Origin of the sequence: Pseudomonas sp. YQ_5 (genome assembly GCF_043103305.1) — a bacterium.
GTDB lineage: Bacteria > Pseudomonadota > Gammaproteobacteria > Pseudomonadales > Pseudomonadaceae > Aquipseudomonas > Aquipseudomonas putida_Y.
Genome location: NZ_JBICJS010000097.1, coordinates 102,893 through 116,274 on the forward strand (window position 1 = coordinate 102,893; position 13,382 = coordinate 116,274).

Genomic DNA, 13,382 nt, shown 5'->3' on the forward strand with positions numbered 1-13,382 from the left:
GTGCGGATCCGATTCGCCTAGCGTGGCACATGAGGGCATCTTAGCCGCGATGGCGCGGTGGGAGAACCTTCGAGGGAGAGCGCAATGACCGACCAAGCCTTTGCTCAGGCCGACCCGGACTGGGTCGAGCTGATCAGCCTGGCCCGTGAGTGGTTCAATGGCCCACTCGGCCAACTGATGCTCATGGAGGAGGACAAACTGCTGGAAGAAGAGCTCGGGCGCTTCTTTGGCGGTTATCTCGTACATTACGGGCCTTGCGCCGAGCCACCGCCCAGAGCCCCCCAGGTGCAGCGTAACGTGCGCCTTGGTGCGCCGTTGCCGGGGGTGGAGATTGTCTGCGAAGAGCAGGCCTGGCCGTTGAGCGAGCACGCTGCCGATGTGGTGGTGCTGCAGCATGGGCTGGACTTCTGTCTGTCGCCCCATGGCCTGCTGCGCGAGGCCGCCAGTGCCGTGCGCCCGGGCGGGCACCTGCTGATCGTGGGGATCAACCCGTGGAGCAGCTGGGGCATGCGCCATTTCTTCAGTCACGATGCTCTGCGCAAGGCGCGCTGCATCTCGCCGTCACGGGTGGGCGACTGGCTCAACCTGCTGGGCTTCGCGCTGGAGAAACGCCGCTTCGGGTGCTATCGTCCGCCGCTTGCCTCACCGGCCTGGCAGCAACGCCTTGAAGGCTGGGAACGACTGGCCGGCGGCTGGCAGGGCTTCGGTGGCGGGGTGTACCTGCTGGTGGCGCGCAAGATGGTGGTGGGCCTGCGGCCATTGCGACCGGAACGCCGCGAGCCAATGGGCAAGCTACTGCCGCTGCCGCTGGCCAAGGTCAATCGCACGGCGGCCAACCCTGATACCGAAAAGCACTGAACATGAGTGGTACATGAGCGAAAGCATCGAAATGTTTACCGATGGCGCCTGCAAGGGCAACCCCGGCCCGGGTGGCTGGGGCGTCCTGATGATCTACAAGGGCGTCGAAAAGGAACTGTGGGGTGGTGAACGCGAAACCACCAACAACCGCATGGAACTGATGGCTGCCATCCAGGGGCTGATGGCGCTGAAGCGCGAATGCGAAGTGGTGCTGACCACCGACTCGCAATACGTGATGAAGGGTATCAACGAGTGGATGGTCAACTGGAAGAAGCGCGGCTGGAAGACGGCGGCCAAGGAGCCGGTGAAGAACGCCGACCTGTGGCAGCAGCTCGATGAGCAGGTCAACCGCCACAAGGTGACCTGGAAGTGGGTGCGCGGCCATATTGGCCACCCTGGCAACGAACGCGCCGACCAGTTGGCCAATCGTGGGGTCGATGAGGTGCGCGCCCAGTCCGGGGTTCGCTCTGGTAGTCATTCAGCGTTCCAGGGGTAATGGTGAGGGCACGCTCAACTCACTTTGCGTGAGTCAGGCAGGTACCCACCCCACTGATACGGTAGCAGTTGCCCGATCTTGCATCGCTGTGTCGACAATCGTGCCCTGGCGCAACGACAGGCTTTTGTCTCGCGGGTGATTGTTGATGGTTTCCAGAATGCCCGACGTCAGCTGATTCTTTTCCGGCAGGTGCCGAAAATTCATGATTGTCGTGTCTTCTGGGACAGGAACGCTGAGCCTCAGTCGCGCAAACTGGCGCATCGAAGTGATGTCGTACAGCGTCTCCTCCATGGCACCACCTGCTCCATCTCGGCCAGGAAACGCTCGCAGACATGTCACCAGCCCTCAATTAATAAACTTTACCCAGCAAGCCAGTGCTAGCGCGACACAGCAGGTCCAGCCCGAGAACAGCCAGCGCCACGCGCGCGCTCGCGGCACGAAGCCCACGCCCCTGACGAAGGCAACACTCATTGCCACGAACAAGGCCGTTGCCAGCCCGTGATCAGCTTTCCCGTCCGGGGACGCCATCAGCGGCGGATAGAGCGTACACACGAGCATGATCGCGATTGCGATAAGCAGGCTCAGCGGGTGGAGGCGTGAGGACGCCGAGGCGTCGGCGACCCGCGTCATCATGGCTGTGCCTCGTCACGGTCGCTCTGGGCACGACCGGCTTCGGTCTCGCCCCACATCGCATTCAGTATGGCCAGCAGTAAGGCAAAACCGACTCCCAGCATCCAGGCGAAATACCACATGGTCCTTGCTCCTCTGAGGGCCTTAGTAGGCAGAATGTTCGTTGGCTTTGATCTGTGCCACGGTGACCTTGCCGCGCATGACGCGATAGGCCCACGAGGTGTAGATCACGATCAGCGGCATGAAAATCAACGTTGCCCAGAACATGATTGCCAGGCTCAGATGGCTGGACACGCTGTCCCACACGGTCAGGCTGGCCGCCGGCACGGTTGATGACGGCATGACGAACGGGAACATGGACACACCGGCGGTGCTGATCACCCCGACCACCGCCAGCGACGAGGCGACAAACGCGGCGAGTGTACGACGCATCAGCAGCAACAGCGTGGCACCGACGGCGCCGGCCATGCCCAGCGCGGGCAGCAGCCACAACGCAGGATAATGGCCATAGTTGGCCATCCAGGCCCCGGCTTCGCGTACCACGGTCTTGTTGAGAATGTCCGGCAGCCCGGCGATGTCCACTACCGAGGTAATGCGATAGCCTTCGATCGACTGCAACCACACGCCAGCAATGATAAATGTGCACAGCAGCACCAGCGCTGCGCCGACCCCGCCCTTGATGGCACGGGCCTGGATCACGCCTTCAGTGCGGTGCGCCAGGTAGGTACTGCCTTGCAAGGTGATCATTGCACTGCTCACCACACCGGTCAGCAGTGCGAAGGGGTTCAGCAGTTGCCAGAAACTCCCGGTGTACGTCGATACCAGCATGTCATTGAAGTGGAACGGTACGCCTTGCAGCAGGTTGCCGAAGGCGATCCCGAACACCAGCGGCGGCACGGCCCCGCCGACGAACAGGCCCCAATCCCAGATGCTGCGCCATTTGGCATTGTGGATCTTGCTGCGATAGTCGAAGCCCACCGGGCGGAAGAACAAGGCCCACAGGACCAGAATCATCGCCCAGTAAAACCCGCTGAACGCGGTGGCATACACCACCGGCCACGCGGCGAACAGTGCGCCGCCGGCAGTGATGAACCACACTTGGTTGCCGTCCCAGTGCGGCCCTACGGTGTTGATCGCTACGCGTCGTTCCAGGTCCGAGCGGCCTACAAAGGGCAGCAAGGTGCCGACCCCCATGTCATGACCGTCCATGATGGCGAAGCCGATCAGCAGTACGCCGACCAGTGCCCACCAGATAATTTTCAGGGTGACGTAATCAAGCATGGTGGAGTTCCTTCAGGTTGGCATCGTGAGCATAACGGCCGGTTCTGAGGCTGCCGGGCCCTTGACGGGCGAACTTGACCATCAGGAACATTTCAACCACCAGCAGCACGGTGTAGAAAGCCACGAATCCAGCCAGCGAGCCATAGAGGTTATTGATGCTCAGGGTGGAGACGCTCATGTGGGTGGGCAGTACGCCATAGATGGTCCAGGGTTGACGGCCGTATTCAGCGACGAACCAGCCCAGCTCGCAGGCAATCCAGGGCGCAGGCAGCATGCAGAGTGCCCAGCGCAGCAGCCAGCGGCGGCGTGTACAGGCCGATTGCAAGGTGCTCCAGAAGGCCACCCCGAACAGCAGGAGCATGGCAAAACCAAGGGCGACCATGATCCGGAATCCCCAGAACATCGGCGTCACGCGCGGTACGGTATCGTTCACTGCCTTGTCGATAATCGCCGGTGTGGCCTGGTTGACATCCTCGACGTACTTTTTCAGCAGCAGGCCAAAGCCCAGGTCCGTCTTGTAGGCTTCGAAGGTGTCGAACGCCGCCTTGTCGGTGCGATCGGCCCGCAGGGCTTCAAGCGCATTGACGGCAGTAATGCCACGCAGAATGCGCTCGCGGTTTTTCTCTTTGATGTCATGAATGCCCGGGATCTGCTTGCTGACCGAGCGCGTGCCGATCAAGCCCATTACCCATGGCACGTCGACTTCCCAGTTATTTCTGGACTCGGCTTCATTTATGCTGGCCAGCAAGGTTAAGCCTGCCGGTGCGGGTTTGGTTTCCCACATGGCTTCCATGGCCGCCAGCTTGGTTTGCTGCGCCTCACCCACCGTGTACCCCGACTCATCCCCCAGCACGATGACGCTGAGCACCGAGGCCAGGCCGAAAGCCGCCGCCACCCGAAAACTGCGCTTGGCGAACTCGACATCACGACGCTTGAGCAGGTACCAGCTGGAAATTGACAACACGAACATCGAACCGGTGACATAACCGGCGGACACCGTGTGGACAAACTTGGCCTGGGCCACCGGGTTGAACACCACTGCCCAGAAATCGACCATCTCCATGCGCATGGTGATGTAACTGAACTCTGAACCCACCGGGTTCTGCATCCAGCCATTGGCGATCAGAATCCACAGTGCCGACAGGTTGGTACCGATGGCCATCAGCAGCGTGACCAGCAAGTGGTGCTCTTTCTTCAGGCGATCCCAGCCAAAGAAGAACAGACCGATCATGGTCGACTCAAGGAAGAACGCCATCAGGCCTTCAATGGCCAGCGGCGCACCGAAGATATCGCCCACGTAGTGCGAGTAATACGCCCAGTTGGTACCGAACTGAAATTCCAGGGTGATACCGGTTGTCACCCCCAGGGCGAAGTTGATGCCGAACAGCTTGCCCCAAAAACGCGTCATGTCTTTCCAGATGACGTTGCCGGTCATCACATAGACGCTTTCCATGATGACCAACAGCCACACCATGCCAACCGTGAGCGGTACGAAAAGAAAGTGGTAAAGCGCAGTGGCTGCGAATTGCAGCCGAGACAAATCTACCAGGTGTTCTGAAATCACTTGCTTGCCCCTTGAGTCAAGGTGGGTACTCCGAAACGGTTGCCGATAATGTTCGGGTCGACACTGACGTGCGAATCCCGGATGAACAGCCACCACAGCACTGTCAGCACCAGTAGTTTGATCACTACTGCCGTGAGCAGATGGCGTCGAAGTCGTTTGTCGGAAATGGTCATGACTTGCCAATATGCACACGGCATGCCAAGGGGTTGTTTTGCTTTTTTATCTTTTAAAAACAGTGGCTTAGTGGTGATTTCTGGCGGGTGCGGCAGGCCTTGCCGGGTGAGCACGCTGCCAACCTGCCAGGGTGGCAGCGATTGGCAGTCGTTGGCAGTCGTGGGGCGTGAGGGCGATTGATCAGGCCAAACCTTGCTCTTTCAGTCGTCTGTACAGCGTGCGTTCGCTAATACCCATGTGCCTGGCCAGTTCACTGCGGGTACCTTTGAAGGTGGCCAGTATCTGCGCCAGCGAGCTGCCGTCGAAAGGCGTTGAGGCGGGGGGCTGAGGCGATATCGCCACCGATGCCTGGGGCAAATGTGTGGAGCGGATCACTCCATCGTCAGCGAACAGACTGGCTCTTTCCAGCACATTGCGTAATTCGCGGATATTGCCGGGCCAGGAGTGCCGCTGTAGTTGTGTCAGAGCCTCCGCCTCTATTGTCAGCCGGCGCTTGCCGGTACTGGCACGTTGTAGAAATGAATTCGCAAGCAAACCAATGTCTTCAACCCGGTTGCGCAAGGGGGGCAACTGAATGGGAAAGGCGCTGATGCGGTAGTACAGGTCCTGCCTGAATTCTCCGTTCTCCATCATCTTTTCAAGGGGTTTGTGGGTCGCGGCAATTAACCTGAAGTTGGCGTGAAGGGTCTCGACACTGCCGACACGGCGATAGGTGCCCGATTCGATCAGGCGCAGCAGTTTCACCTGCATGGCGAGTGGAACGTCACCAATCTCATCGAGAAACAAGGTGCCGCCCTGGGCCGTTTCAACCAGTCCGGGCTTGCGCGTGGTGGCCCCGGTGAATGCCCCTTTTTCATGGCCGAATAGTTCGCTCTCAAACAGCGTTTCGGGCAATCCCGAGCAATCGACGACGACGAAGGGCCCCGTGGCTCGATCGCTGTTTTCATGTACGGCGCGGGCGAACAGCTCTTTGCCCGTACCGGACTCGCCCAGTAGCAGTACCGGCAGCATGGATGGGGCCACCCGCTGCAGTTCCGACAGGGCAAGGTTAAAGGCCGGTGAGCGGCCAACCAGGCCTTCGTTGCTGGGGCGCGCTGAGGCGCTGCGAACCTGCGTGAGACGCTCCACATAGGCAGTGATAACACCGTGGTCGTCCAGAATCGGGCGTAGTTCGACGTCGACGTGCTCCGGGCCGCGAGGCGTGTGGTGAATGTGCAGGACACGATCCGGTCCGCGCATTTCCTGCGCTTTTTTCATCGGGCAGTTCTCGCCCGCCTGATCACAAGGAACGTCGTAGTGGTGTGAGACTTGATAGCACTTATGGCCGATAAAGGGCTTGTCAGCGCTGCCAAACTGCCGCTGATAGGCCGTGTTGGCAGCCAGGATGTTGTAGTTCGGATCAAGCACGATCATCGGCTGTGGTTCGTGCTCAAGGAACGAAACCAGTGATTGCACTTGATCCGAGAGCGGGAGTGGGTGGGTCGGGGTGGGCAAGTAAGTCTTCATCGTGGCTCCTGACAGTCCATTCATCCTGTTCTGGCACTGCCACCTCTGTCAACAGGCACTGCCAATGGCAGTGAATCCAGGTGAATACAGAAAAAACAAAACCGTACTGAAAAATAAAATCAATAAAATCAAGTAGATATGACCATATCTTGGCTCTGTTTGAGTCTGGCAGGCTTATTGCTATGTCAGTCTTCAGTGTGAGCGGCTTGGTAAAAGCCCCTAAGGAGACAGGCCAATGAGTGTGAAACTTCACGTCGAAGGATTCTTCGATCCTGCTACCAATACCGTCAGTTATCTTGTGTTGGATGAGGCGACCCGCCACTGCGCGTTGATCGATAGCGTACTGGACTACGACCCTAAGTCCGGCCATACCGGCACAACCTCTGCCGACAAATTGATTGCAAGGGTGAAAGAACTCAGTGCGAGGGTCGACTGGATTCTCGAGACTCACGTCCACGCAGACCACCTGACGGCAGCACCATACCTGAAGGAGAAACTTGGCGGGAAAATAGGGATCGGCAGCCAGATTTCGACGGTGCAGGAGGTGTTTGGCACGCTGTTCAATACCGCTGGCGAGATGCCCCGTGACGGAAGTCAGTTCGATCACCTGTTCGTCAATGACGAACCGTTCACCATCGGCACGCTGCAATGCCAGGCTCTCCATACACCCGGCCATACGCCGGCCTGTATGACTTATGTGATCAGCGACGGCACCGAAACGGCCGCATTTGTTGGCGATACCTTGTTTATGCCCGACTACGGTACTGCACGCTGTGACTTTCCCGGTGGAAACGCGCGCACGCTGTTCCAGTCAATCAACAAGGTGCTGAGCCTGCCGGCCAATACGTTGCTCTATATGTGCCACGACTATCAGCCGGGGGGCCGCGAGGTGCAATTCGTCAGTACCGTTGCAGACCAACGCGCGCACAACGTTCATGTGCGTAACGGGATCAGTGAGGAGGAGTTTGTGGCGATGCGCACAAAGCGAGATGCCTCGATGGACATGCCTACTCTGATCCTGCCATCGGTTCAGGTAAACATGCGAGCCGGGCACTTTCCTGAGCCCGAATCGAACGGGACGCGTTACCTGAAAATCCCGCTCAACGTCGCCTGACGTTGCATCCCCGAACAACCGATAAGAAACATACCTATAACGGAGACCCTCATGGACATTCGTTGCCTTGTGCCTGGACTGTTTGTATCAGAGCAAATTTTTCCCGACCAATTGGCTGAACTGAAAGAAGCTGGTTTTCGCGCCATTATATGTAACCGGCCCGATGGTGAAGGCAGCGATCAGCCCTTGTTTGCCGAAATCAAACGTTCGGCCCAAGCGATCGGTATTGAGGCGCACTACCTTCCTGCTGAATCAGGCAAAGTGACCGATGAGCAAGGTATTGCCTTCGGCAAGCTCTTTGAAACGCTTCCAAAACCGGTATTGGCCTATTGCCGTTCCGGTATGCGCTCGACAACGATGTGGGCACTGTCACAAGCGGGTCGACAACCCCTGCCATACATCGTTGAGACGGCCAAAAAAGCCGGGTTCGATATGAAAGGCGTCATTCGCCGGATCGCGAATCAGGGGCGCACGCCGGTCGAACTGGCCGAGGCGCAGCATGCCGTGGTCATCATCGGAGGCGGTGCGGCAGGTATCGCGGCTGCTTCCAGTTTGCTTGCACGAGAACCTGGACTCGACGTTGCCATCATCGACCCGGCCGATGTGCACTACTACCAGCCTGGCTGGACACTTGTCGGCGGTGGTGTCTTCGATGCGCCACAAACTGCCCGCACGATGGCCTCGACCATCCCTCGCGGTGTGCATTGGATCAAGTCGGCGGTCGCCGCTTTCGAACCCGAGAGAAATGCCGTCGTTCTTGAAGGGTGCAGGGTCGTCAAATACGAGCAACTGATCGTGTGCCCTGGCCTCAAGCTCAATTGGCATGCAATCGAAGGTTTGTCGGACACCCTTGGCCGCAACGGCGTGACTTCAAACTACCTGTATCAGCTTGCCCCCTATACGTGGGAACTGGTGCAGCAACTGCGGGGTGGCCGAGCCATTTTCACGCAACCGCCCATGCCGATCAAATGTGCCGGGGCGCCGCAAAAAGCCATGTACCTCTCTGCTGATCACTGGAAACGTTCCGGTGTATTGGACAAAGTCGAGATCGAGTTTTGCAGCGCCGGCGCGGTGCTGTTCGGCGTTCCCGACTACGTGCCCGCACTGATGGAATACATCAAGGCCTATGGTATCGATCTGAATTTCGGCAACACCCTCACCAGCGTGAATGGGCCTGCACGGACTGCGACGTTCAGCTGCGTCAACCCGGATGGCAGCGCCCATCTTGTTACTCGAGACTTCGATCTGCTTCATGTAGTGCCACCGCAGATTGCGCCGGATTTCGTTCGGGTCAGCCCTCTAGCTGACGCGGCTGGTTGGATTGATGTCGACCCCGCCACTCTGCGCCATAAAACCTGGGTAAATATTCACGCGCTGGGAGACGCCGCCAACTCCAACAACGCAAAAACCGCTGCAGCAGCCCGCAAGCAGGCGCCAGTCGTTGCCCACAATGTGTTGGCTGCAATGGGCAAAGCGAAAGGTGGCGCCCATTACGACGGTTATGGCTCCTGCCCGCTGACGGTTGAGCGCGGCAAGATCGTATTGGCTGAGTTCACCTATGGTGGAAAGGTCGCTCCCAGCTTCCCGTCCTGGCTGATTGACGGTACCCGGCCATCGAGGCTGGCATGGCTGCTCAAGGAGCGACTTCTTCCTCCCCTGTACTGGAAGGGAATGCTCAAGGGCCGTGAGTGGATGGCGAAACCCGAGTTGGCTGACCTGTGAATCAGATCTGAAAGCAAGGAGACTGAGATGATCATCGTCTTACTGCTCGGGCTTACTGTTGGCGTTATTCTGGCGCTGACCGGCGCAGGCGGAGGAATACTGGCTGTTCCATTGCTGGTGTTTGGAGTGGGGTTGAGCATGGCGGAGGCTGGGCCAATTGGTTTACTGGCTGTCGGTTTAGCCGCGACCCTGGGTGCCGTGATGGGACTCAAAAATGGCACCGTCCGCTATAAAGCGGCACTTTTAATTGCAGGTGCGGGGATCGTCTGTTCTCCACTTGGTCTCTGGCTGGCGCAGCGCACGCCTAACCGTCCGTTGACGATCATGTTTGCCATCGTGCTGATGTACGTTGCGTTCCGGGTCTATCAACGATCGCTCGCATGCTCCTCGGAGTCGAAGCCCCCCGTCACATCCAGACCACCGCCTTGTCAGTTGGACGTGAACCGAGGAAAGCTTAACTGGACGAGGCCGTGTGCATGGGCACTCACCGTTTCCGGCATTGTCGCGGGTGGGCTCTCTGGCTTGCTCGGCGTGGGCGGCGGCTTTGTGATGGTGCCGGCGCTCCAGCGATACACCAATTTGACAGCACAGTCAGTGCTTGCAACGTCTCTAGCCGTTATTGCGCTGGTTTCAATTTCCGGCGTTGCTGCAAGCTCGGCAACTGGGCATTTGCAGTGGGCAGTTGCCATCCCATTTTCCATTGGAGCATTAGCCGGCATGATCTGCGGGCGCTTGGTCGCTGCCAAGCTGTCGGGGCCAAACTTACAAAAAGGGTTTGCCATCGTATCTGCAGTGGTTGCGGTGGCCTTGCTGGTAAAAGCTATTCGGTAGATGCCCATTATCCCGAGGTGAGCGTAATGTCAGCGATCTGGCGTCACTGCTGGGGATACAGTAACCGACTTTCTCAACGGCTGGCTGTGCTTTGCTGCGAAGGCCTGGTGGAGACTCACCGTGACGCAAAGCAGGTGTTCTATCGTATGAGCAGTCCCCCAGCATTGGCAGTCATCCTAACCCTGTATCAACAATTTTGCGCCGGAGAAACTCCATGAATATCGACTGGCTCAACTTCACTCCCTGGTCATCCCTTGCAGGCGGCGCATTGATAGGCTTGGCGGCCAGTCTATTCGCCGTAGCCAACGGGCGTATCGCAGGCATCAGCGGTCTGATTGGCAGTCTTTTACAGCGTGGGAGCGAGGGGGTGAGTGAGAAAGCTCTTTTTCTCCTGGGGTTGCTCATCGCGCCGCTTCTATGGGGCTTGTTCGCCACGCTGCCGCAGATTGAGTTCCAAGGTGGCTGGTTCGGGCTGAGCGTCGCCGGTGTATTGGTGGGCATCGGCACACGATATGGTTCAGGTTGCACCAGTGGCCATGGGGTGTGCGGCATCTCGCGCCTTTCGCCGCGATCGATGGTCGCCACTGTTTGTTTCATGTTCAGTGGTTTTGCCACAGTGTTTGTTCTTCGTCATCTTTTTTTGGGGGGGGTATGATCAAACTGACCGCATTCATTGCTGGCCTGCTGTTCGGCTTGGGTCTGCTTCTGGCAGGCATGGCCAACCCTAGCAAGGTCCTGGCTTTCCTGGATTTAACCGGTGCTTGGGACCCTTCCTTGGCGTTGGTAATGGTCGGGGCAATTGGCATCGCCGTTGGCCCGCTAACTTGGGCGCGACAACAATCTGGTTCGCTGCTGGGAAGGCCAATGCAGCTACCGGTCAAACGTGATTTAGACCCGCGCTTGATTGGCGGGAGTCTGTTGTTCGGTATCGGCTGGGGAATAGCGGGTATCTGTCCAGGCCCAGCAGTGGCAATTCTGCTGACAGGGCGCTGGCAAGTGATCGTATTCATGTTGGCCATGCTGGCCGGCATGCTGTTGTTTACTGCGCTGGAGACCCGGCGCAGCCATTGACCGTAGCCTGCGCATTGTCGCCGGTTTGCTTCTGATTGGCCTCAGTCTGTCCGGTGTGATCGGCGTGTGGGGTTGGACGGGAGCCGCCACGACAGCGGCCTGGAACGTGATCGGCAGGCTCGTCAGGCTTCCTTTTTCCGAGCGCCAGATGAGGCGCGGCCGCCCACGGCCATGAGTCTCGATGAAGAGATCGGAGACCACGCTCCAGGCCTCGTTGGAGAGATGGTAATGCTTTGCCATCACAAAATGCCTTTCCGTCGATGGCGGGGGGCTTTATAAAATCTCAGCGTTCGAGGGGCGGTAATCGGGTTTCTCGGGATTTCGTACAAAGCCTAGTCACAGGCTGCTGTTTTCGGTGACCCACTCATCATTGTGGATTCGTTCAGCTTCTAGCCTTGATACTTGGTGATGCTGCGTTGAAAACAGCCTTGGAATGCTCATTTACAACCCGTAAACTCCGCTTCTTCGGCTGTTTTTACCTTGCCTGACCTTTGTCTCAAGGTATTTTCATACAGGTCGTATGTAAGATAGTTGCCCACCGCTAGCCTCTGTAAAGTTCTTCGGCTTGGTCATAGAAGTTCTCCGCGACACGGCGGAAGTTTTTCTAAAAGTTCACGAACTGCAGCATCATCCGCGTGAGCCAGGAGTTAATCTGTCAGCCAGGCAATGTAGGTGCGTACCGAGCATAGTATGTATTGAACTTTTGAGCGGGGATTCTTTCTCCAGGCTTGCCTGATCACCGGGTCTACATGTGACCTGCGAGGTCATCGATTTCATGCGGACTCAGAAGCTTTCCTGCAAACAGGCGGTCTTTCAGGCTAATCCTTCGATCACGCTCTTGCTGGCCCAGTCTGCGGATGCCGTCTGAGGCGGCGGTCTTGGTTTGGTGCGTATGGTTTTCCCTGAGCTGTCGGGATACATAGGCGGCGGGATAAAACAGACTGTCCGGGGCGAACAGGAAGGAGACGCGCTCGCCGCTTTGGGCAATGTAGTACTTTATCGGGAGTGTCATGTTTACATTCTGTTCGGTATATCAAGGATTTTCAAATGGCGTTTACATTTCTGTTTACAACTCTTGGATCAGTTTTGGGGTTATGGTACTATTTTTCCTGAAATTAACGTGGGAATCGAGTGGTGGTTGACAGTAACTCTCCAGTAAGGTTCGTGATTCTCGATACCGAAACCACGGGTATGCCGGTTGGCGAAGGCCACCGGATCATCGAGATCGGCTGTGTCGAGGTCATCGGCCGGCGTCTGACCGGGCGGCACTTTCACGTCTACCTGCAGCCCGACCGCGAAAGTGACGAGGGCGCTATCAACGTTCACGGCATCACTGATGCCTTCCTGGTCGGCAAGCCACGCTTTGGCGATGTCGCCGAGGAGTTCTTCGACTTCATCCAGGGTGCCACGCTGGTCATCCACAACGCGGCGTTCGACGTTGGCTTCATCAACAACGAATTCGCCTTGCTGGGCCAGCAGGACCGCGCTGACATTTCGCAGCACTGCACTATTCTGGATACCCTGCTGCTGGCACGTTCGCGCCACCCGGGGCAGCGCAACAGCCTCGATGCGCTGTGCAAACGCTACGACATCGACAACTCGGGCCGTGAGCTGCACGGCGCACTGCTCGACTCGGAACTGCTGGCAGACGTTTACCTGGCCATGACCGGTGGCCAGACCAGTTTGTCGCTGGCTGGCCATGGTGCAGATGCAGATGATGACGGGCAGGGGGCTGGCGGCAGCGAGATTCGCCGGATTGTCGGGCGTACCCCGGGGCGGGTGATCATGGCCAGCGCCGAGGAGCTGGAGGCGCATGCCGAGCGTCTGGCAGCGGTTGCCAAATCGGCGGGTGGGCCTTCGCTGTGGCAGGCCCTGACCGAGATACCTGCGGGTTGAGGCGCTGGGCTTGCCGTGGGTTGTGGGGTGTTGCTGAGATCGAGCGCCGCCCGCGCGGCGCATCGCGAGCTGCGCTCGCTCCTACGTTTGTTTCGGGCCAGTAACGCCTGTGACAGGCGCGCGCGACCGCCTTGCTCGTACGACGCGATATCGAGCCATGCACCAGGGCGTTCGCGCGAATATCCCATAGGAATAATTGGCCAGAAACGCCTGTGACAGGCGTGCGCGACCGCCTTGCT

Annotated in this window: 15 protein-coding genes and 3 pseudogenes; 10 read left to right on the forward strand and 8 right to left on the reverse strand. The window is 58.3% G+C overall.

The features are described from left to right. Positions 1-84: 84 nt before the first annotated feature. Entirely contained in the window at positions 85-858 is a 774-nt protein-coding gene (locus ACF8EA_RS23300; protein WP_392523417.1) for a class I SAM-dependent methyltransferase, read from the forward strand. A gap of 13 nt (positions 859-871) precedes the next feature. Next, entirely contained in the window at positions 872-1,354 is a 483-nt protein-coding gene (gene rnhA / locus ACF8EA_RS23305) for a ribonuclease HI (protein WP_392523420.1), read from the forward strand. 60 nt (positions 1,355-1,414) lie between these two features. Here the strand turns inward: rnhA and ACF8EA_RS23310 are convergent. The 7 genes and pseudogenes from ACF8EA_RS23310 to ACF8EA_RS23340 all read right to left on the reverse strand — a co-directional run. After that, positions 1,415-1,648: pseudogene (locus ACF8EA_RS23310) on the reverse strand (transposase); the annotation flags it as partial. Between the two features lie 51 nt (positions 1,649-1,699). Beyond that, on the reverse strand, positions 1,700-1,987 hold the full coding sequence (locus ACF8EA_RS23315; protein WP_392523421.1) for a cyd operon YbgE family protein: 288 nt from the start codon (positions 1,985-1,987) through the stop codon (positions 1,700-1,702). Next, positions 1,984-2,106 carry a cytochrome bd-I oxidase subunit CydX gene (gene cydX, locus ACF8EA_RS23320; RefSeq protein ID WP_014753615.1) on the reverse strand — a complete coding sequence of 41 codons (123 nt, stop codon included), beginning with the start codon at positions 2,104-2,106 and terminating at the stop codon, positions 1,984-1,986. Before cydX ends, ACF8EA_RS23315 begins: the two co-directional genes overlap by 4 nt. Positions 2,107-2,128: 22 nt before the next feature. Next, positions 2,129-3,265 (reverse strand): cytochrome d ubiquinol oxidase subunit II, encoded by a 1,137-nt coding sequence (gene cydB / locus ACF8EA_RS23325; protein WP_014753616.1) that lies wholly within the window; start codon positions 3,263-3,265, stop codon positions 2,129-2,131. After that, positions 3,258-4,829, reverse strand: a complete 1,572-nt coding sequence (locus tag ACF8EA_RS23330) for a cytochrome ubiquinol oxidase subunit I (protein WP_014753617.1) — start codon at positions 4,827-4,829, stop codon at positions 3,258-3,260. The genes cydB and ACF8EA_RS23330 overlap by 8 nt, the downstream gene beginning before the upstream one ends. Continuing rightward, positions 4,826-5,116, reverse strand: a complete 291-nt coding sequence (gene cydP / locus ACF8EA_RS23335) for a cytochrome oxidase putative small subunit CydP (protein ID WP_392523423.1) — start codon at positions 5,114-5,116, stop codon at positions 4,826-4,828. The genes ACF8EA_RS23330 and cydP overlap by 4 nt, the downstream gene beginning before the upstream one ends. 67 nt (positions 5,117-5,183) lie before the next feature. Further along, complete coding sequence (locus ACF8EA_RS23340; protein ID WP_392523424.1) at positions 5,184-6,509, reverse strand: sigma-54 interaction domain-containing protein; 1,326 nt, start codon at positions 6,507-6,509, stop codon at positions 5,184-5,186. Between the two features lie 235 nt (positions 6,510-6,744). Between ACF8EA_RS23340 and ACF8EA_RS23345 the strand changes: the two genes are divergently transcribed. The 7 genes and pseudogenes from ACF8EA_RS23345 to ACF8EA_RS23375 form a co-directional block, all read left to right on the forward strand. Beyond that, positions 6,745-7,623 (forward strand): MBL fold metallo-hydrolase, encoded by an 879-nt coding sequence (locus ACF8EA_RS23345; RefSeq protein WP_014753621.1) that lies wholly within the window; start codon positions 6,745-6,747, stop codon positions 7,621-7,623. A 51-nt stretch (positions 7,624-7,674) separates the two neighbouring features. Beyond that, positions 7,675-9,345 (forward strand): TIGR01244 family sulfur transferase, encoded by a 1,671-nt coding sequence (locus ACF8EA_RS23350; RefSeq protein ID WP_392523426.1) that lies wholly within the window; start codon positions 7,675-7,677, stop codon positions 9,343-9,345. Positions 9,346-9,372: 27 nt separating this feature from the next. Further along, positions 9,373-10,176: a sulfite exporter TauE/SafE family protein gene (locus ACF8EA_RS23355; protein WP_392523427.1), complete on the forward strand. Its 804-nt coding sequence runs from the start codon at positions 9,373-9,375 to the stop codon at positions 10,174-10,176. Position 10,177: 1 nt separating this feature from the next. Further along, positions 10,178-10,394, forward strand: a pseudogene (locus tag ACF8EA_RS23360) (ArsR/SmtB family transcription factor); the annotation flags it as partial. Then, entirely contained in the window at positions 10,391-10,831 is a 441-nt protein-coding gene (locus tag ACF8EA_RS23365) for a YeeE/YedE family protein (RefSeq protein WP_392523428.1), read from the forward strand. The pseudogene ACF8EA_RS23360 and the gene ACF8EA_RS23365, both read left to right, overlap by 4 nt. Next, positions 10,828-11,247: a DUF6691 family protein gene (locus ACF8EA_RS23370; protein ID WP_392523430.1), complete on the forward strand. Its 420-nt coding sequence runs from the start codon at positions 10,828-10,830 to the stop codon at positions 11,245-11,247. The genes ACF8EA_RS23365 and ACF8EA_RS23370 overlap by 4 nt, the downstream gene beginning before the upstream one ends. Continuing rightward, positions 11,243-11,344 (forward strand): annotated as a pseudogene (locus ACF8EA_RS23375) (DUF2892 domain-containing protein); the annotation flags it as partial. The gene ACF8EA_RS23370 and the pseudogene ACF8EA_RS23375, both read left to right, overlap by 5 nt. A 648-nt stretch (positions 11,345-11,992) precedes the next feature. On the opposite strand, the gene ACF8EA_RS23380 reads toward ACF8EA_RS23375, so the two are convergent. Continuing rightward, positions 11,993-12,259, reverse strand: a complete 267-nt coding sequence (locus tag ACF8EA_RS23380) for a hypothetical protein (RefSeq protein WP_392523432.1) — start codon at positions 12,257-12,259, stop codon at positions 11,993-11,995. Positions 12,260-12,438: 179 nt separating this feature from the next. Here ACF8EA_RS23380 and dnaQ point away from each other — a divergent pair, with 179 nt between their 5' ends. Continuing rightward, positions 12,439-13,143, forward strand: a complete 705-nt coding sequence (gene dnaQ, locus ACF8EA_RS23385; RefSeq protein WP_265413771.1) for a DNA polymerase III subunit epsilon — start codon at positions 12,439-12,441, stop codon at positions 13,141-13,143. Positions 13,144-13,382: the final 239 nt, after the last annotated feature.

Bases quoted from the DNA above. Each gene is read 5' to 3' on its own strand.
- ACF8EA_RS23370 (WP_392523430.1), top strand. From the start codon at position 10,828: ATGATCAAACTGACCGCATTCATTGCTGGCCTGCTGTTCGGCTTGGGT.
- ACF8EA_RS23365 (WP_392523428.1), top strand. From the start codon at position 10,391: ATGAATATCGACTGGCTCAACTTCACTCCCTGGTCATCCCTTGCAGGC.
- ACF8EA_RS23340 (WP_392523424.1), bottom strand. From the start codon at position 6,509: ATGAAGACTTACTTGCCCACCCCGACCCACCCACTCCCGCTCTCGGAT.
- cydX (WP_014753615.1), bottom strand. From the start codon at position 2,106: ATGTGGTATTTCGCCTGGATGCTGGGAGTCGGTTTTGCCTTACTGCTG.
- cydB (WP_014753616.1), bottom strand. From the start codon at position 3,265: ATGCTTGATTACGTCACCCTGAAAATTATCTGGTGGGCACTGGTCGGC.
- ACF8EA_RS23380 (WP_392523432.1), bottom strand. From the start codon at position 12,259: ATGACACTCCCGATAAAGTACTACATTGCCCAAAGCGGCGAGCGCGTC.
- ACF8EA_RS23355 (WP_392523427.1), top strand. From the start codon at position 9,373: ATGATCATCGTCTTACTGCTCGGGCTTACTGTTGGCGTTATTCTGGCG.
- ACF8EA_RS23345 (WP_014753621.1), top strand. From the start codon at position 6,745: ATGAGTGTGAAACTTCACGTCGAAGGATTCTTCGATCCTGCTACCAAT.
- ACF8EA_RS23300 (WP_392523417.1), top strand. From the start codon at position 85: ATGACCGACCAAGCCTTTGCTCAGGCCGACCCGGACTGGGTCGAGCTG.
- rnhA (WP_392523420.1), top strand. From the start codon at position 872: ATGAGCGAAAGCATCGAAATGTTTACCGATGGCGCCTGCAAGGGCAAC.
- ACF8EA_RS23350 (WP_392523426.1), top strand. From the start codon at position 7,675: ATGGACATTCGTTGCCTTGTGCCTGGACTGTTTGTATCAGAGCAAATT.
- dnaQ (WP_265413771.1), top strand. From the start codon at position 12,439: ATGCCGGTTGGCGAAGGCCACCGGATCATCGAGATCGGCTGTGTCGAG.
- ACF8EA_RS23315 (WP_392523421.1), bottom strand. From the start codon at position 1,987: ATGATGACGCGGGTCGCCGACGCCTCGGCGTCCTCACGCCTCCACCCG.